The following is an 18755-nucleotide window of genomic DNA, read 5'->3' as shown; positions in this document are numbered from 1 at the left end:
CCGGGAAGCCCCGATATATTTTCCCGGCTGACGGAGCATTTATAACCCGGTAAGAGCATTGATGTTGATATAACCCGAGGCGAAACCTGTTCGAGTCATGACCAATATGCTCGCACTGCGGTATTATAGCAGTATTCCATAACCATCACATAACCCACTCTCACATGAACCATTTATCTACAAAACATCTATTGATCGCCATCCTGCTGGCAATGGCCTGGCTGCCTGTAAAGTCGCAGCTGGTGCTGGTGCGGCAGGTCGTGGCGTCCGGCGGCGGCAGCGGCACCGCCGGAGGGGTCAGTTTCGACTATACCATCGGTGAAACGATGGTGACCACCGTCAGCGGGGGCATCATGCTCTCGCAGGGCTTCCAGCAACCCGAAGTATTGCCGCCTGTTACCCCGGGCACCAACCCCGTGCTGGACTTCATGCTTTTCCCCAACCCCGCCGTCACCACCGTAAAAATGCAGTTTGACCTACTGATGAACGCCACCGTGGTTTACCTGATCGTAAACACCGCCGGGCAGGTGATCTACCAGGACATCAAAAACTTCGGGGCCGGCAAGATCACCATCCCCACGCCGGTAGACAAGCTGGCGGCGGGCATCTACACGGTTATCCTCAAAGTGAACGGCCATGTACAAACGGAAAAGCTGATCGTGCAGTAAGCACGTCCTTCTGTAAATTCTAAAACTATTACACATGAAGCTAAAGCACCTGCTGTCCATACTTTGCTGCGTGCTGGCCATACATCCGTTACTTGCCCAGAAATCGCAGCAGCAGCCTATGAATATAGGCGCGGCATTCCTCCTCGTCAATCCCGATGCGCGCAGCAGCGGAATGGGCGATGCGGTAACGGGCATCGAGCCGGATGCCAATGCCCTCTTCGGCAACGCCGCCAAGATCCCCTTTGCGGGCGATTGGGGCGTCAGCGCATCCTACTCGCCCTGGATGTGGGACCTCAATGACAGCAAGACCCATATGGGCTACGTATCCGCTTTCAAAAGCTGGAATAACTGGGACGGCGTTGGCCTTTCCGTAAAGTATTTCGATCACGGACAAGTGACCTTCCGCGACGAAAACGGCATGGAACTGCAACAGTACCGCCCACGCGAATATGCCATAGACGGCAGCTACGCCCGGAAACTGGGCAATCACCTGGCAATGGCCGTGTCTTTACGGTACATCCGCAGCGAACTGGGCTCCGGCACCTACAACGGGCTCGTACAGAAACCGGCTTCCGCCGTGGCGGGAGATGTGGGGCTGTATTATGAAAACCATGCGGACCATATCGAATACGGTAACCGCTACAGCTGGGGGATCAGCTTTACCAATATCGGTTCGAAGCTGAAGTACACGGAAGACAATAACCGCACAAGCTTTCTGCCCATGAACCTGCGGATCGGCGGCGGCTATACTTTCGTGCATACGCAGGACCACCAGTTCACACTGGCCGTGGACGCCTGCAAGCTGCTGGTACCCACGCCCCCGGTGTACAAGCTGGACGATAACGGTTTCCCGACAGACGAGATTGAAAAAGGCCGCGACCCGGACCGGGGCATTGTGGAATCCATCTTTTCCTCCTTTGGCGACGCTCCCGGCGGATTTGGCGAGGAAATACGCGAGTTCACGCTCGCCAGCGGCATGGAATACGCCTACCAGCACCGGTTCTTTGCGCGGGCGGGATACTTCTACGAGCATCCCAACAAAGGGAACCGCCAGCATTTCTCCGCGGGCCTCGGCGTGAATATCTCGGGCTTCCAGGTAGACATGGCATACCTCATGCCCACCGGCACCAGCCTCCTGCAGCGCAAGACCCTCCGGTTCACGCTGCTGTACAGTCCAAAATTTTCAGAAAAATAAACGCATTGATATGAAAACGATTCTTTGTATAGCAACCTTCTCAGTTTTAGGTCTTTCTACCGCATTTGCACAGGAGAAAGAACACGATGTTTCCAAAAAAGCCAAGGAACGGCTCTTCCCGGAATACGCGCAGGACGTGGCGCGCCTCAAAGCGGCTGAAAAAGCCTCCTCAGCGAAACCCCGCGAAGCGCTGGCCACCACACCACAGGCGGTGCGCGAGCTGATATTTACCAAAGCCCCCGCGCCCGGCTCTTCCAGGCCCGCCTCACCCGCACCGGCCGCGCGGAAAAGCGCCCAGCCGATGCCCTCCGATATAAGCAGCGCGGAAACAGCCAAAGCGATCAAAGCCGCCGAGGCTTCAAAACCCAAACCAGCACAGCCTAAAATTGATCAGGGTGCAGAAACCGGCACCTCCAAACCTAAAAACTGAGCACTATGAAAAAAATATTATACACCCTCCTATTCCTCCTGTTGCTGAGCCTGCAGGATACCTTTGCACAAGACGGCCTCTCCGGCATCAACTACCAGGCGGTAGCCCGCAATGCCAATGGCACCGTGCTGGCGAACCAGGCGCTGACGGTGCGGTTCTCTATCCGTGGCGGCGCCGCGGCCGGGCCCGTTCAATACCAGGAAACACATAACGTCAATACCAACAATCTCGGCCTGTTCACCGCACAGATCGGGCGCGGCACCCCGGTGACCGGTACTTTCAACGCCGTTCCCTGGAACAACGCCAACCAGTACGTTCAGGTAGAAGTTAATGCCGGCAGTGGGTTCACCGACCTCGGCGCCGCTCAGCTGATGAGCGTGCCTTTTGCACAGTTTGCTGCGAACGGCGTAGCGGGCCCGGCCGGACCCGCAGGACCCGCCGGCCCTCAGGGACCTGCCGGCCCGGTTGGCCCGGTTGGACCCGCTGGTGCAGTTGGGCCTGCCGGACCCGTTGGGCCCGCCGGGGTAGATGGTGCTGACGGCTCTGTTGGGCCCGTTGGACCTGTTGGACCCGCAGGGCCCGCAGGACCCATTGGTCCCATTGGACCCGCCGGAGCAATTGGTCCCGCCGGAGCTGCTGGACCTGCCGGCGTAGCCGGACCTGCAGGGCCCGTTGGTCCTATCGGTCCCGCCGGCCCAGCCGGCCCCGCGGGACCTGCAGGTTCCATTGAATCCGCACCCGCCGGCGGCGACCTCAGCGGCACCTACCCTGATCCGGTAGTCGCAAAAATCCAGACCCGGCCGGTATCCGCTGTGGCGCCCGCAGCCGGACAAGTACTGAAATTCGATGGCGCGAACTGGGCGCCCGCAGCTGATAATGCCGGTGGTGGCGGGTTAACGCTGCCTTACAGCGCCGCCGAAAACAACGCCGCTACCCTGTTTTCCATCACCAACAACGGCGACGGCACTTCGCTGGAAGGCGTCAACAACACCACCACTTCCAATATCAGCGCAATAAGAGGTATCGTTTCATCTGCCTCCCCGGGTGGCTTTTCAGCCGGTGTGAGAGGTATCAACAACGGCACTGGCGGTTTGGGAGTAGGTGTATATGGCTCCCAGAATGGCTCCGGATGGGGAGTATACGGCAATACCCCGAACGGGCTTGGTGTATACGGGAATGCGTCTGCCAACGGGTATGGCGTGTATGCGAACAGCAATACCGGCACGGGGCTTAACGCTACCAGCAACAACGGTATCCCCGCTAACTTTTCCATTTACAACAATGCGAATAATAACAATGTGGTCGTTGCCAATAGCGTCGGCAATGGAACTGTGGTGAACGTAACCACCTCCGGCAACGGTGCGGGCGTGCGAAGCAGCACAATCGCCGGATTCGGGGTTCACGGTATTACCAGCGCACAGACCTCCGCGGGCGTTGTTGGTGATAACAACGGCGGCGGTGAAGCGGTAGTAGGCCGCACCACCAGCGACATCGCAGGCGCCGTAGTAGGCCGCAACGATGGCGGCGGTTACGGTGTACGCGGGTTCGTAGCCACCAATACCGCCGGCACCGCCATTGGCGTACTCGGACAAGTGGGCCTGAACAACAGCACCGGTAGGGCCGGGCGTTTCGAGAACTTTAATCAAACCAATACTACCGGCAACACGCTGGAAGTGGAAACCAGCGGCAACGGCAACATCCCCGATAACACACAGGGCAACGCCGCTTCTTTCCTGGTCAATAATACCAACAGTGTAGCCGCAGCCGTTAGAGGCGAGGTAAAGACCATTTTCGGCAATTTCGGCGCGGCGGGCATCTTCGGTATATCTTCCGGCACCGGCGGGTTTGCCGGATTGTTCCATGCGTCCAATCCCTCCGGCAACGGGGCTTCGCTTGTAGCCATCACAGATGGTAACGGCAATGCGATCACCGCCAATGCCTCAAAGGACGGCAATGGCGTGGAGACCAATATCGATGGCGCGGGTAACGCCCTCTATGCCTGGGTGCCCTCGTTTGCCACCGGCCGCGCCGGCAGGTTCAATATCTTCAATGAAAACAATACCAGCGATGCGATCACCGTAACCACAATTGGTAACGGTATTGCCGGCAATTTTATGGTAGATAGAGTGACGGGTACCAAACCTGCCGTGAGAGGCGAGGTCAACTCCCAGTTCTCCAACTTCGGAACAGCCGGTATTTATGGCATTTCCTCCGGTACCGGCGGCTATGCCGGTCTTTTCCACGCTTCCAACCCAGCAGGCAACGGTCCCGCGCTGATCGCTATTGCCGACGGTAACGGCAATGGTATTACCGCCAATGCGTCCAACACAGGCGACGGCGTGGAAACCACGGCGGACGGCACCGGTAGCGCGCTGTACGCCTGGACGCCCAACTTCAGCCAGGGCAGGGCGGGACGCCTGGTGAATTTCAACACCTCCAATACCAATCCTGTATTGACCGTAGAGCAGCACAGCAACGGCTCCATCGCGCTGTTCAAATCCGGCAATCCCGGCACCGTGAATGTTGCCCGGATCAACTCCGCCGGCCGCGGTTTCTTCAACGGCGGCACACAGAACAGCGGCGCGGACGTTGCGGAAGCATTCGATGTGGAAGGATCGATAGATGCCTATGAACCAGGCGATGTAATGGTGATCTCCACCACGCAGGACAGAACGATGGAAAAATCCGCAGGCGCCTATTCCACCCTCGTGGCCGGCGTATACGCCACCAAACCCGGCGTGCTGCTTACAGAAAGAGAAACGGTGGAAGACATCACCGACCAGATACCCCTGGGCGTAGTAGGCGTGATCCCCACCAAGGTGTGTGACGAAGGCGGCGCCATCAGGCGTGGCGACCTGCTGGTGACCGCCAGCAAACCCGGTTACGCCATGAAAGCAGACCCCGAAAAAGTAAAACCTGGCCAGGTGATCGGCAAGGCTTTGCAGGAACTCGCTTCCGGCGAAGGCAAGATCAAAGTACTGGTCAATGTAAAATAAGAGAGAAAGGTCAATGTTTGGTTAGTGTGCAAAAGCCGCCCCCATCAGGAGGCGGCTTCTTCTTTATAGTCAATTAAAACTGATATCCGATCGTCATTCTGAAATTGCGGCGGGGCTCCACAATGTAGGAGTAGATGCCGTTAGAGAAAGATGCGGCGGTTAGCAGGGCGCGGTCGTCCAACAGGTTGTTCACCAGCAGCGACACGTTGTATTTTCCGCGCTGGTATCCAATGCCACCATCTACCCGAAAATAATTCGGCATGTTAGCCACTTTGGTAGTGCCCATATAACGCTCCGCCTGCCATTGCAATCCGCCGGTGATCCCGAAACCGGTCAGCGCGCCGCTGCCGATGCGGTAGTTCAGCCAGGCGTTGGTGATGTGCGCAGCGGTGTTGGGGGTAACGTTCCCCACCTTTTTGTTGGGATCGCCGGGGGCGTCTTCGCTCACTTTCGAATCGGTGAACGCATAGTTCAGGTTCACGTTGAAGCCGGGCAGGATCTCGCCGTTGACATCTACTTCCACTCCTTTCGTCAGCGTTTCGCCGAGTTGCTCGGATACGTTGTTGCCACGGCTGTCCTTGATGCCGAGGGCTACCACGGCGTTCTCGCGGGAAATGCGGTACGCGGATGCGGAGGTCACCCAGCGGCCGTTGAACCATTCTTTTTTAACGCCTACTTCGAGGTCTTTTCCGTTAACGGGTTTGAAGGGGATGAGGTTGGAATCAAGGCCGGGCACCGGTACGAAGGATTGATCGTACAGGGCGTATACGGAGGTGGAACGGTCGATGGAATAGCTGAGGCCCACGCGCGGCGTCACCATATCGTCACTGATGCCGGCGGTTTTGGTCTTGCCGACCGTTTCCGCATGTGTAAATCTCACGCCAAGGGATAAACGAAGGCTGTTATTGAAGAACGCCAGCTCGTCTTGCGCATAGGCGGATACATAGTTCTGAACAGAGGCATAGCCCGTCCAGCCCGCCCTTGTGCGCACGCTTTGAGAGCGGTCGATAGCAGGAATGGAATCGAAGTGGATGCCATACGAAGGATTGTAAACGTTGAACACAGCGGCATTTGGCAGCTTGATGGAAGGATGCAGCTGGCGGAAATCTCCCCAGAATTTCTTGTTGCCCATGTCTACGCCCGCCAGTATCCTGTGACGGATAGAACCGGTGTATTCTTCACCGGACAGGGACATCTGCGCGAAGCGGTTCTCACCGGCTTCATCACCAATGCTGAAGTAGCGTTCCATATCACCGTTCTCTTCCATGCTGCCGGCCCAGACGCTATTGGCCACCATGCTGAAGTTGAAATAGGCCACCTGCGCATGCGCCTGCCATTTTTCGTTCAGCTGATGATCGAGGTAAAGATATATGCTGTGATCTCTTAACCGGCCGGGCTCCAGGGAAGGATCGCCGTAGAAGAAATCGTTGCCGATGCCTTCGTCCGCCAGCTTCTTCGGGGAGAAGGAATAGTTGCCGTTGGCGAGATATTTGGAAGCCTGGAAGGAATATTCCAGTGTAACGGAAGTTCTGTCGTCTACCAGGTATTTCAGCACGGGAGCGAACAGGTAGCGGTTGCTGTAATTGTATTTGGTGTGGAAGTCTTTTTGCTGACCGGCTACATTCAGCCTGTAGAGCAGCTTGCCGTCCTTGCTCAGCTTGCCGTCGAAATCCAGTGCGGCGCGGTAAGTGCTGAAACTGCCCATGCTGATGTTGGCGGAACCTTTGGTGACGCCGGTAGGTTTCTTGGTGACTACATTATAAAAGCCGCCGGGCTCGCCGTTGGCCAGCATGAAACCGGCAGGTCCTTTCACAAATTCGATCCGTTCGATCATAGCGGCGTCTTCGCTCGTAGGTCCCCAGCTGGCTTCGATGTTCATCCCGTTGCGGAAGGCCGGTATCTTGGAACCTCTCATGCGGATGTTCGCGTACTGGTTGTCCCAGTGACCATAACGGGTGGCGCCGCTGATATTGCGGGTAACGCCGTCAACAATGTCGAACACCTGCTGGTCGGCCATCAGGTTGGCGGAGATCACCTGGATGTTCTGCGGCAGCTCCAGCAGGGGCGTTTTCAGCCGGAGGGAATTGGATACGGCTTCCGCGGTGTACTTGTTCCGCGCGCCGTTTACGATCACTTCCTGCAGTTGCTTGTCGGAAGCTTCAAGCTGGATGGTGATGCTGGTTATTTCATCCTGCACCACGTCCACTTCCTGTGTTACGGTTTTGTACCCCATGAGGATCACCTGGAGGGTATAATGGCCGGGCTGCATTCTCCTGAACACAAATTCGCCTTTTTCATTCGTCAGCGTCCCCCTGTTTTTCTCCTTGATCTGTACGGCTACATAAGCGGCGGGCGTGCCATCTCCCGTTACTACTTTCCCCTTGATGGCGGAAAGCGGCTCGGTGGCGGCGAATGCCGGTATAGCAAAGATCATGGCAAATAACAGGCTGGTCAATCTTGACAGTAGGCTGGATGTGATATACATATAGGTTAAGTTATTTGAAGAATTGATTGCGGGCACAAAGGTATGGCGGGATATAGCGACAGGATTTACGCAATCGGGAAAACAGTTTACGGGATACGGAAAAATGTGATTGAAGATCAATGCGGGAACCGGTGGAAAGCGAAGAGCAGCGCGGACGGGATGAATCAGGTAAGAGCGGTGAGCAGCAAATGCCGGGCGGGTTAACGCAGATGCCGGAAAATCTTTGCGGAAAGGATAACCAAAAAAAAGAACATCTCTGTTTCCGGAGATGTTCAATTATATGTATTCCGCGGAGCGGAACGATTGTACTACCTAATTGTAATGCGCAAGAAAGCTGGCACTATACCTTGAAGTGGGAGAATGCCTTGTTGGCTTCTGCCATACGGTGCGTATCTTCTTTCTTTTTGAAAGCGGCGCCTTCACCTTTGCTGGCGGCGATGATCTCGTTAGCCAGTTTTTCAGCCATGCTCTTACCGTTTCTTTCGCCGGCATAGCGCACGAGCCATTTGATGCTCAGGGAAACTTTCCTGTCAGCACGAACTTCCGCGGGAATCTGGAAGGTGGCGCCACCGATACGGCGGCTGCGTACTTCTACGGCAGGCGTAACGTTAGACAGGGCTTTTTTCCAGATTTCGTAGCCGTTCTCGTTGGTTTGAGCGCTTACGCGGTCTACTGCATCATAGAAAATTTTATAGGCAATGCTCTTTTTTCCTTGTTCCATGATGTTATTCACGAAACGGGTCACCAGTTTATCCTGAAACCTGGGGTCCGGAGCCAGTGGTAATTTCTTCGCAGCTTGCTTTCTCATTTATTTGAAAAATTTCGAACTTTTATAATTTGTTATTTCTTGGCCTTTTCCTTTTTGGTACCATACTTGGAACGGCTTTGTTTCCTGTCCTTCACACCAGCAGTATCCAGGGAACCACGCACGATGTGGTAACGTACGCCCGGCAGATCTTTTACCCTTCCGCCACGGATCAGCACGATGGAGTGTTCCTGCAGGTTATGACCTTCACCTGGAATATACGCGATCACCTCTACCTTGTTTGTCAGACGCACTTTGGCTACCTTGCGCAAAGCAGAGTTCGGTTTCTTCGGAGTGGTAGTGTACACACGTGTACATACGCCACGACGCTGCGGACAAGCATCCAACGCTCTGGATTTGGATTTGGCCCGGATAATTTCTCTTCCTTTTCTTACTAATTGTTGTATAGTAGGCATTCTTACCTATTTTATTTTCTGCTGGTTTACAATCTGGTCCAAATATCCCATTATGGGAATTTGGGAGGGCAAAGGTATCACTTACTAATCAGAATGCAAAATTATGCGGATAAAATTTCCAAAAAAAGCCCGTTTATCCTGCATTCTCCCGTAACAGCACCGTTACCACCTGCTCCCACTCTGCTTCCAGGCTTCCTCCCGGCATGGATTTCCCGGCCCTGGCGTACCAGTAGGCCGCATTGCCCCGGTCGCCTTCCTTGCGGTGCAGGTAGGCATGCACCCAGGACCCCTCGGCCGAATGCACCTCCTGCGCAATATCGTGCGACCGGTCCCAGTCCCCCTTCCCGTCCCACCACATCGCCTCCAGCACCGGGCGCAAGCCCGCCGGCGGCTGATCGTTCTTCAACGTTTCTTTAAATGCTGCGAAAGTCATAATTGCAAAGATAATATCAGCTTCCGGTTTTCTTACCTGTTCGTATCTATGGGTATGCCATGGATATGCTATGGATGATCCATGGATAATCTATGGGTAATCCCCGGTTTAACTCCCCACATGCCATGGTTATCACTAGGGGGAGGTGGACTTGATCCAGTGATGGATTGATAAAAAATATCTTATATATTGTAAAAAAGCCCCCTATCCGGAGGCTTTTTCGAAAGACTAATATAATATTATCACTAGATCCTGAAGTTCCAGCCCTTATCGTCCGCCGTCTTACCCGTACGGATCGCATCCAGGCGGTTGATCACTTCGGCGCCCACATCATATTTATTGGTATCCAGCCGGATCTGGTGCTCCTTATAATCCAGGTGCTCCACATACGCCACGCTGGACGCGGTGCCCGTACCGAACACCTCCCGCAGGCTGCCGTCTTTCCACGCTTTCACCACGTCTTCAATAGACACCGGCCCCTCGATCACCTCCAGCCCCATATCCGTCAGTATCTCCATCACGCTCATGCGGGTAACGCCCGCCAGGATGGTGCCGTTGGTCAGGTCCGGCGTATAGGCGCGGTTGCCGATGATCACAAAAACATTCATCGTACCGCATTCCTGCAAATACTTATGCTCAAACCCGTCCACCCACAATATCTGGTCGTATCCCTGCTTGCGGGCCTGCATAGTAGGGTACATGGCCCCGCCATAGTTCCCCGCCGCTTTGGCATAACCCACGCCGCCGGGGAAAGCCCTGATATATTTATCCTGCACCAGCAGGTGGATCGGCTTGTTAAAATAAGGCCCTGACGGGGAATTGATGATCATGAATTTGTATGTGTCGGACGGCCGTACGCCGATGAACTCGTCCGCCGCGATCATGAACGGCCGCAGGTAAAGGGAACAGCCGGGATTGGAAGGCACCCATCCACGGTCCAGGTCTATCAGCATCGCCATACCGCCCACAAAAAGCCACTCCGGCACGTCCGGCATACCCATCCGCTCCGCGCTCCTGTTGAAGCGCGCGTAATTATCATGTGGACGAAAGATCATGGGATTACCCTCCTCGTCCTTATACGCCTTGATGCCTTCAAAAATGGCCTGTCCGTAATGCCAGGCGGCATTGGACGGGCTTACACTGATGTGCTGGAACGGCAGTATCTCTGCATTTTTCCATTCTTTACCATCAAAATCGGCCACCAGCATGTGGTCCGCATACTTTTTACCGAAAACCAGGTTATTGAAGTCCACCTCGCTGAGCCGGCTTTTCGTGGTTTTGGTCACTTTAATCTTCTTCACCGCTTCTTCCATTATTGTAGATTTAGCGGTGGGATAGTCAACTGCCATCATGGTTAATCGATTTTATCTCAATATTTTTACACCCTAAAGCTGGTCATCGTTCCATCCGGACGATCCGCAAATAAACGTTTTTTCCCTAACATGGGATCGTTACATTAATCTTTAATAATATATTTATGAGCCTTGAGCAACTTCAACTGGACCCCTACCTGCTGGCGCAAATGTACGACCAGCCTATCATCCCGGAGGAGAACAGGGCGCAACCCGCGGTGGCGAAAGCTTTGCCACAGGTCAAATATTTAGGCGAAAATCAAAAAAACATCCTGCTACTCATACAAAATGAAAGCGAAGCGTATTTGAACGAGGAATTGTTCAATCTCCTCGCCAATATATTGAATGCATGCAAACTGGGGATGCAGGATGTTGCATTGATCAACACAGCCACTTACCCTGGCCTCACGCTGGCGAACTATAAGGAAGTCACCGCCGCCAGGCAGTGCATTATCTTCGCCATTCCCCCCGCCAGCCTGGGTTTGCCGCCCATGCAACCCTATCTGCTGGAAACCCATCTGCAGATACCGGTGCTACATTCGGACCATTTGCAACAAATTGCAACCGACAAGCAACTGAAAGGCCGTTTATGGCAGGGATTGAAACAACTTTTCGGGATTTGATTAACTTGCGCGGCTATGACGCTTGTATTTGCTACGAATAACGACAACAAAGTAAACGAGATACGGTCCATGCTGGGCGATGCCTTTCAGATCATCACCCTCCGCGAGGCCGGCATCGATATAGACATTCCCGAACCGCACGATACCCTCGAGGCCAATGCGCGGGAAAAATCGGAAACCATTTTCCGGATGACCGGCCGCAACTCCTTTTCGGAAGATACCGGCCTGGAAATAGACGCGCTGAACGGCGAACCGGGCGTGCTCTCCGCGCGCTACGCGGGAGAACAGAAAAGCGCGGACGACAACATCGCCAAGGTGTTACAACTCCTCGAAAACCGCACCGACCGCAAAGCCCGCTTCAGAACGGTCATCTCCCTGATCCTAGACGGACAGGAACACCAGTTCGAAGGCGTGGCGGAAGGCGTCATCCTCACCGCCCGCAAAGGCGGCAAGGGCTTCGGCTACGATCCCATCTTCCAGCCGGAGGGCAGCGGAAAAGCCTTCGCCGAAATGGACATGGCGGAAAAGAACCAGTACAGCCACCGGGGCAAAGCGCTCCGCAAGCTGATCGATTTTTTACAACAACAACAGCATGGCAAGAGTTAAAATAGACATGCCCTCCGCCTACCGCTTCTCCTGCGCCATCCCGGTGCGGATCGGCGACGTGAACTACGGCGGGCACCTGGGCAACGACGCGGTCGTTTCCATCCTCCACGAATCCCGTTTGCAATTCCTCGCCTCCATCGGCTGCACCGAGCTGGATGCCTTCGGCACCGCCATGATCATGGCGGACCTGGCCGTGCTCTACAAAGGTGAAGGTTTTTACGGCGATATATTGACAGTGGAAGTAACGGCGGACGAATTGACCAGCGCGGGCTTCGACCTGTTCTACCGCATCAGCGCGGAGCGGGACGGAAAAACGGCCGTGCTGGCGGAAGCCAAGACCGGCATGATATGCTTTAATTATGAACAGCGGAAAGTGGCCAGGCTGCCGGAAGCACTGAAACAAAAATTGATATGAACATACAGGAGATCATACAGCTTCGCCGCACGGTGAAGCCTACGAGCATGAACGGACAAAAGATTGACGACGCCACCGTACAGGAATTGCTGCAGCTGGCGGACTGGGCGCCGACGCACGGGCTGACCGAGCCCTGGTACTTTACGGTATTCGGCGGTGACAAGGTGAAAGGCTTTTGCGCGGACCATGCGGAGATGTACAAAACTTTCACGCCACAGGCCAGCTACATCCCCGGCAATTACGACAAGCTGAAAACACAGGGCGACCTGGCTTCCCATGTGATCGCGATCTGCATGAAGCGGGGCGCCAATCCTAAAATACCGGAAATAGAAGAGATAGCCGCGGTGGCCTGTGCCGTGCAGAACATCTGGCTGGCGGCAACTGCGCAAAACATTGCCGCGTACTGGGGCTCCGGCGGTATGACCTATACGCCGGCCATGCAGGATTATCTTGGTTTGCGGGACGAGGATAAAGTGATGGGATTCCTGTATCTCGGATATTCGGAAGAGGCTCCCCGGCCGGGACGGCGCGTGAAGCCTCTTGATGAAAAAGTAAAGTGGATGTAATTAGTTGGACAGTTGGTACGTTTGGGCCAGCTCCCGGAACGAGCGTACCTGCTGTTCTTCCCAGCTTTTGTCTTTCCCCAGTTCCGCCGCCATGATCGCCGCCACCTTCGGCGCAATGCGCACTGCTTCTTCAGCATCCAGGAACAACGCCCTCGTTCTCCGCGCCAGCACGTCTTCTACCGTATGCGCCATTTCTGTACGCACCGCCCATCTCGGCTGTGCGTCGATGATGCCGAGCGATTCGCTCAGCACTTCGTGCCCCAGCTGTTTCACAGCATCCGCATCCGCGCCATAATAATATAAAGGATCTTCCTGGTCGATCTTTACCGCCGAGCCGTGGATCGGCAGATCGCGGGTAACGGAAGTTTTATGCGGCCAGTGCTTCACCTGTTCCAGTTTGTCCACCACATCTTCCCCCATTTTCCGGTAGGTCGTCCATTTACCACCGAGGATGGTCACCAGTCCGGACGGCGATACCATGATCTTGTGATTGCGGGATATTTCTTTCGTTTTTTCGCTTTTCTCCGGTTTCGCCAGCGGCCTCAGCCCGGCCCATACGCTTTTCACGTCTTTGCGGGAGGGCGGGTGCGCCAGGTATTGCTGCGCCGTGGTGAGGATGAAGCTGATCTCTTTTTCCATCGCCACGGGGTCGAGGCTGATCTCTTTCACGGGATTATCGGTGGTGCCTACCACTACTTTATTATGCCAGGGCACGGCGAACAATACCCGTCCGTCGCTGGTCTTGGGGATCATCAGGGCATTTTCTCCCGGCAGGAAAGAGCGGTCCAGCACCAGGTGCACGCCCTGGCTCGCCACAATGCTCCGCTTGATATCGGGATTGTCCATTTCAAGAATGTCGTCCACAAATACGCCGGTGGCGTTGATGATGCCTTTGGCTTTGAGAGTATATTGCTGGCCGGTTTCCACATCCTCCGCCACTACCCCGCTCTGCTGCAGCGCCACTACTTTCATATAGTTCAGCGCCACGCCGCCTTTCTCGAAGATGGTCTGCATAAGGTTTACGGCCAGCCGCGCATCGTCGAACTGCCCGTCGTGGTACAAAATGCCCGCGGACAATTTATCTGCTTTCAGGCCGGGGAGCTTTTCCAGCGTTTTTCTTTTGGAGATGTGTACGGAGCGGCCGAGGCTGAGCTTTCCGGCCATCCAGTCGTACAGCTTCAGGCCGATGGTATAATAAATGCCTTCCCACCAGCTGTAGGCGGGAATGATGAATGACAGGTTGCGGGAAAGATGCCGGGCGTTGCGGAGCAGGAGCCCTCTTTCTATGCTGGCCTCCCTTACGAGGGCTACATCGCCCTGGGCGAGATAACGGACGCCGCCGTGGAGGAGCTTGGTGGCTTTACTGGAGGTTGATTTGGCAAAATCCGATTGTTCCAGCAGCAGGGTCCTGTATCCCCGGGTGGTCGCTTCCAGCGCGGCGCCCAGTCCGGTGGCGCCTCCCCCGATAACGATCACGTCCCACTCCTGCTGCTTTTCTAAGATTCCTAATTGTTCTGAACGGTTCATTTTCTCGTATGTTCAAGCATTATTATACAATATACATCGCATTCCGATACTTGCAAAATTAAGCGGAATTTTTGGGTATTTCCGGGTTATTTGTGTCTTGTGCATATCCTGATGGATTGATGTCAAAAATCCCAGTTCTTCACCCGCGCAATGGCTTTCCGCCATTTTTCGCGCAGCGCGGTCTGCCCCGCTTTCGCCTGGTCCGGCTCAAAGACCCTCGCAATGGTATATTGCGCCTTCACTTCCTCCAGCGTCCAGAAGCCGGTGGCCAGTCCCGCGAGATAAGCCACGCCTGTGGCGCTCGCAGGCATTACGCTCGGCCGCATCACAGGATACCCGAGGATGTTCGTCTGCATCTGCATGAAAAACTCGTACGTAGCGGAAGTACCCGCCACCCGCAATTCTGTGATGGCGCGGCCGCTGTCTTTTTCCATGGCTTCCAGTGCGTCCGCAATGCCGAGCGCCACGCCTTCCAGCGCCGCGCGGGCGATATGGCCGGAGGTGGTGCCGCGGGTAATGCCGATGATCATGCCCCTGGCGTACGGGTCCCAGTACGGGGTACCGAGCCCCGATAACGCCGGCACAAAAAGCACGCCGCCGTTGTCCGGCTCCGTCTGCGCGAGCGCTTCTATTTCAGCGGTGGACTCGATCAGGCCGAGGCCGTCCCGTATCCAGCGGAACACGGAGCTGCCGCCAAACACGCTGCCTTCCAGCGCGTAGGTCACCTCGTCGCCGATGCGCCAGGCAATGGTGGTCAGCAGCTGCTGATCGGAGATGATGGGTTTTGACCCGATGTTCATCAATGCAAAGCATCCGCTGCCGTAAGTATTTTTAACCATGCCCGGCTCCAGGCACATCTGCCCGAAAAGCGCTGCCTGCTGGTCCCCCGCCATGGCGGCAATGGGAATGGCAGCTTCCAGAATGGAGGGTGCGGTATGCGCAATGATCTCGCTGTTGGAGCAGATGCCGGGTAATAATTGATGCGGAATATTGAAAAGGCGCAGCAGCTCTTCGTCCCATTGCAACGAATGGATATTGAAAAGCATGGTACGCGAAGCGTTCGTTACGTCCGTTACATGCGTTTTGCCGGCAGTGAGCTTCCAGACCAGCCATGCGTCGATGGTGCCGAAAGCCAGCCTGCCCTGCTCGGCGCGGATGCGCCCGTCTTTCACATGATCGAGTATCCAGGATATTTTGCTGGCGGAAAAATAAGCGTCGAGGATAAGGCCGGTCTTCTGGCGGATCATGCCGGTGAAGCCCTGGTAGCGGAATTCGTCGCAGAGCTTGGAGGTGCGGCGGTCCTGCCACTGGATAGCATTGTACACCGGTTCGCCGGACTGCCGGTCCCATATCACCGTGGTCTCCCGCTGGCTCGCGATGCCGATGCCCGCGATCTCCTCCGCCCGGATGCCCGCGCTGCCGATCAGCTCTTCGGTGGCGGACAGCATGGTGAACCATATCTCGTTCGGGTCCACTTCGATCCATCCCGGCTGCGGATAATATTTTTCGTATTCTTTCTGAACCTGCTTCACCACCTGCCCCTGGCGGGAGAACAACACCGCGCCTGCTGCGCTGGAACCAAGATCGAGGGACAGGATGTATTTCTTTTGACCGTTCATTTTCTCAGACATTTACACGTTTTTCAGATCTGCGATGGCCTGCATCAGCTCACCGAGGTATTGATACATGGTTTCAAGGTACTCGTTGCCCAGCTCCGTGAGTTTGTAATATTTCCGGGGCACGCCTTCCTCCATTTCCACCCACCGCGAGTCCACCAGCTTCTCTTTCTTGAGGCGGCTCAGCAACGGATAGATCGTTCCTTCGGCAATGTCCATGTCCGCCATCTGCTTGATCTCGCTGATCAGTTCATATCCGTACCGCTCTTTTTTTTGCAGGAGCAGCATAATGATATACTCGAACAGTCCTTTTTTGATCTGGGATTGCCAGCGGGTGATGAAATAGGCATTTTGCTTATTCTCCATAAGGGAATTTGGTACATTAAGGTGAATAAAAATAAGCAAATAATTCTATTCTCCGGGAAGAATAGCGGGGCGGGGATCTGCGCGGATAAACGTGTAGGCATGTTAGTTAGGATTCCTGATTTTCTGATAAAAATTATCGCAGGATGAGATTTTGTTCAGCAGGAAATACTTAATATTGTGTTGTAACCCGTAAAACTCCATGCTTATGACAAACCGGATTTCCATTTTTTCATTTATTATCAAACCAATCTGATCTTTTTCGGATTGATCTGATTCTTTCGGAGTGATCTGATTTTTTTAAACCGATCTGATCTTTTTCGGACTGATCTGATTTTTTCAACCCGATCTGATTTTTTTCGAACCGATCTGAAGCCAGCGCGTGATGATGCTTTCGGGCATCTGCCGGTAGCCTTTCATTCTGTTGATCCCAGGTTTCGTTAACCCGTGGATGGAGTTAGTCATGCATGAAGAAAGGCTGACCCTTTGAGTGGTCAGCCCTTCGAATGCTGTGCAAATTGTATGTCGAAAACGATACGTTTGCCGGCGCTTCTGTGAAACGCAGCGTTTCAGTGGGAGGTGCTCATCTTACGTCCCGCATGGCGCATCATTTCAGCAGATGCGGTCTTTCATTGAACACTTTCCAGATAAACTCGCCGAAGATGGTATTCGCCCAGGCGAACCATGAACGGGAAAATTCCGCCGGATTATCTTTATGGAAAGATTCGTGCATGAAGCCTTTGTCTGCGTGACATTTCTGCAATGTTTGCAGGCATTGACGGATCTCTGCTTCGTTGTTGCTGGTGAGGCCCTGCATCACCAGGCTGATCGGCCAGATGCGGTCGATACCCGTATGCGGACTACCGATCCCCTTCGCGGCTTTGCCGGAAAAGAAGAAAGGATTCTCGGAAGAGAGGATCAGCTTGCGCGTGTTCACGTACACCGGGTCTGATGGTTTGATGGCGCCGAGATACGGCAGGGACAGAAGGCTCGGTACGTTAGCGTCGTCCATCAGGTTGAAGCTGCCGTAACCATTCACTTCGTATGCATATACCTTGCCGAATTGCGGATGTGTGACTACCGCGTATTTTTTCAGCGCGTTCTCCACTTCCGTCGCCAGCGCGCGGCATTCGCCCGCCAGCGCCGCATCTTTTTGCAACGCCTGCACCATCTCGGCGGCCTGCCGGAGGCTCACCACGGCAAAGAAGTTGGAAGGAATGAGGAAGTTGTAAATGGTAGCGTCGTCACTCGGCCGGAAGGAAGAACAGATCAGTCCCACGGGTTTCACCGGGTAACCGTATCCGCTTAAAGGCACGCCGTCTGTTGCCCAGGCGGTCTTGCGCTGGAAGTGGTATGGACCGGGGCCGTCTTTCCGCTGCTGTTCCTTGAACGTTTTCACCGTGAGCGTGATGGATTCTTTCCAGGCGGTATCGAACGGCGCGGTGTCGCCTGTGATCTTCCAGTACTGGTAAGCCAGGCGGATCGGGTAACACAGGGAATCGATCTCCCATTTGCGTTCGTGGATGCCGGGTTTCATATCGGTGAGATCGGATGCCCATTCGCCGCGTTTGTTTTCGTCTTTATAGAAAGCATTCGCGTAGGGATCTTTATGGATGCATTTCACCTGGTGGTTGATCACGCCGGCGATCAGGTGTTGCAGGTCTTTGTCTTCCTTCACCAGCGGAAGGTAGGGAGATACCTGCGCCGTGCTGTCGCGCAGCCACATGGCGTCGATGTCGCCCGTGATCACATAGGTATCAGGCCGGCCGTCTTTCATTTCATATTCAACGGTGGTATCCAGCGTGTTCGGGAAACAGTTCTCGAAGAGCCAGGCAATTTCCCGGTTGCCGCTTTTGCTTTTCACAGCGGCGATGGCCTTTTCTACGGCCTCACTGCGGAACTTCCGCTGTGCGGCGGGAATACGTACCACTGGGAAGTCGGCGTTGCCTGCCCATGAAAGAACAGGGCGCAGCAGCACTGCCGATGAAAGTAACGCGGATTGTTGTAAGAATTTTCTTCTGCTCATAATGTAGACGCAATACGATGATAAAATACTGTTGTCAAAACGATTGTCAAAGAGGAAAAAATACGACTTTTAGATCACTCCAACAGCATTTTAACAAATAAAATCTACCGGCAGGCATGCTAAATTTTAGCCGGACGGATATCTTGCTAAAACGATTTGCACGGGAGATTGCGGGGGATGACGGCTGAGCGCGGCTTATCGGGGAAAGCTTGCTAAAACGATTTCTACGGGAA

General features: G+C 54.6%; 17 protein-coding genes. 8 read left to right on the top strand and 9 right to left on the bottom strand.

Annotated features, from left to right (window positions below; all coding sequences use genetic code 11):
- Window positions 1–164: 164 nt before the first annotated feature.
- The 4 genes from CCY01nite_RS12585 to CCY01nite_RS12565 are packed head-to-tail and all read left to right on the top strand — an operon-like array spanning window position 165 to window position 5289.
- The gene (locus tag CCY01nite_RS12585; protein WP_146861885.1) at window positions 165–668 is read left to right on the top strand and encodes a T9SS type A sorting domain-containing protein; all 504 of its coding nucleotides are present in this window, start codon (window positions 165–167) and stop codon (window positions 666–668) included.
- A 34-nt stretch (window positions 669–702) separates the two neighbouring features.
- A complete protein-coding gene (porV, locus tag CCY01nite_RS12580; protein WP_146861882.1) occupies window positions 703–1863 on the top strand; it encodes a type IX secretion system outer membrane channel protein PorV in 1161 nt (386 codons plus the stop codon).
- Window positions 1864–1873: 10 nt separating this feature from the next.
- Window positions 1874–2293: a hypothetical protein gene (locus CCY01nite_RS12575; RefSeq protein ID WP_146861880.1), complete on the top strand. Its 420-nt coding sequence runs from the start codon at window positions 1874–1876 to the stop codon at window positions 2291–2293.
- A gap of 5 nt (window positions 2294–2298) precedes the next feature.
- Window positions 2299–5289, top strand: a complete 2991-nt coding sequence (locus CCY01nite_RS12565) for a beta strand repeat-containing protein (RefSeq protein ID WP_222614378.1) — start codon at window positions 2299–2301, stop codon at window positions 5287–5289.
- Window positions 5290–5362: 73 nt separating this feature from the next.
- Here the strand turns inward: CCY01nite_RS12565 and CCY01nite_RS12560 are convergent, their stop codons facing one another.
- The 5 genes from CCY01nite_RS12560 to CCY01nite_RS12540 all read right to left on the bottom strand — a co-directional run bounded on the left by CCY01nite_RS12560 (window position 5363) and on the right by CCY01nite_RS12540 (window position 10780).
- Window positions 5363–7774 carry a TonB-dependent receptor gene (locus CCY01nite_RS12560; protein WP_186831032.1) on the bottom strand — a complete coding sequence of 804 codons (2412 nt, stop codon included), beginning with the start codon at window positions 7772–7774 and terminating at the stop codon, window positions 5363–5365.
- Window positions 7775–8114: 340 nt separating this feature from the next.
- Window positions 8115–8582 carry a 30S ribosomal protein S7 gene (rpsG, locus tag CCY01nite_RS12555; RefSeq protein WP_146861877.1) on the bottom strand — a complete coding sequence of 156 codons (468 nt, stop codon included), beginning with the start codon at window positions 8580–8582 and terminating at the stop codon, window positions 8115–8117.
- Window positions 8583–8614: 32 nt separating this feature from the next.
- On the bottom strand, window positions 8615–8995 hold the full coding sequence (gene rpsL / locus CCY01nite_RS12550; protein ID WP_026751391.1) for a 30S ribosomal protein S12: 381 nt from the start codon (window positions 8993–8995) through the stop codon (window positions 8615–8617).
- 133 nt (window positions 8996–9128) lie between these two features.
- Entirely contained in the window at window positions 9129–9428 is a 300-nt protein-coding gene (locus CCY01nite_RS12545) for a hypothetical protein (RefSeq protein ID WP_146861874.1), read from the bottom strand.
- A 245-nt stretch (window positions 9429–9673) separates the two neighbouring features.
- On the bottom strand, window positions 9674–10780 hold the full coding sequence (locus CCY01nite_RS12540) for a branched-chain amino acid aminotransferase (protein WP_246129922.1): 1107 nt from the start codon (window positions 10778–10780) through the stop codon (window positions 9674–9676).
- A gap of 125 nt (window positions 10781–10905) precedes the next feature.
- Between CCY01nite_RS12540 and CCY01nite_RS12535 the strand changes: the two genes are divergently transcribed.
- Genes CCY01nite_RS12535 through CCY01nite_RS12520 form a run of 4 tightly spaced genes read left to right on the top strand, consistent with a single transcriptional unit; the run spans window position 10906 to window position 12990 of the window.
- Window positions 10906–11403, top strand: coding sequence for a hypothetical protein (locus tag CCY01nite_RS12535; protein ID WP_146861871.1), 498 nt, complete (start codon window positions 10906–10908; stop codon window positions 11401–11403).
- 15 nt (window positions 11404–11418) lie between these two features.
- The gene (gene rdgB, locus CCY01nite_RS12530; protein ID WP_146861868.1) at window positions 11419–12009 is read left to right on the top strand and encodes an RdgB/HAM1 family non-canonical purine NTP pyrophosphatase; all 591 of its coding nucleotides are present in this window, start codon (window positions 11419–11421) and stop codon (window positions 12007–12009) included.
- The gene (locus tag CCY01nite_RS12525; protein ID WP_146861866.1) at window positions 11996–12424 is read left to right on the top strand and encodes an acyl-CoA thioesterase; all 429 of its coding nucleotides are present in this window, start codon (window positions 11996–11998) and stop codon (window positions 12422–12424) included. Before rdgB ends, CCY01nite_RS12525 begins: the two co-directional genes overlap by 14 nt.
- Window positions 12421–12990, top strand: coding sequence for a nitroreductase family protein (locus CCY01nite_RS12520; protein ID WP_146861863.1), 570 nt, complete (start codon window positions 12421–12423; stop codon window positions 12988–12990). The genes CCY01nite_RS12525 and CCY01nite_RS12520 overlap by 4 nt, the downstream gene beginning before the upstream one ends.
- Here CCY01nite_RS12520 and CCY01nite_RS12515 read toward each other — a convergent pair whose 3' ends face one another.
- The 4 genes from CCY01nite_RS12515 to CCY01nite_RS12500 form a co-directional block, all read right to left on the bottom strand.
- Window positions 12991–14517, bottom strand: a complete 1527-nt coding sequence (locus tag CCY01nite_RS12515) for a glycerol-3-phosphate dehydrogenase/oxidase (protein WP_146861860.1) — start codon at window positions 14515–14517, stop codon at window positions 12991–12993.
- 122 nt (window positions 14518–14639) lie between these two features.
- On the bottom strand, window positions 14640–16148 hold the full coding sequence (gene glpK / locus CCY01nite_RS12510; protein ID WP_222614377.1) for a glycerol kinase GlpK: 1509 nt from the start codon (window positions 16146–16148) through the stop codon (window positions 14640–14642).
- Complete coding sequence (locus CCY01nite_RS12505; RefSeq protein WP_146861857.1) at window positions 16149–16499, bottom strand: PadR family transcriptional regulator; 351 nt, start codon at window positions 16497–16499, stop codon at window positions 16149–16151.
- A 604-nt stretch (window positions 16500–17103) separates the two neighbouring features.
- Window positions 17104–18522, bottom strand: a complete 1419-nt coding sequence (locus CCY01nite_RS12500) for a glycoside hydrolase family 125 protein (RefSeq protein WP_146861854.1) — start codon at window positions 18520–18522, stop codon at window positions 17104–17106.
- Window positions 18523–18755 lie beyond the last annotated feature (233 nt).

The sequence above is a fragment of the Chitinophaga cymbidii genome (genome assembly GCF_007992715.1).
Taxonomy (GTDB): domain Bacteria; phylum Bacteroidota; class Bacteroidia; order Chitinophagales; family Chitinophagaceae; genus Chitinophaga; species Chitinophaga cymbidii.
The sequence above is the reverse complement of the archived record's forward strand: the minus strand, read 5'-3'. Positions and strand labels throughout refer to the sequence as shown.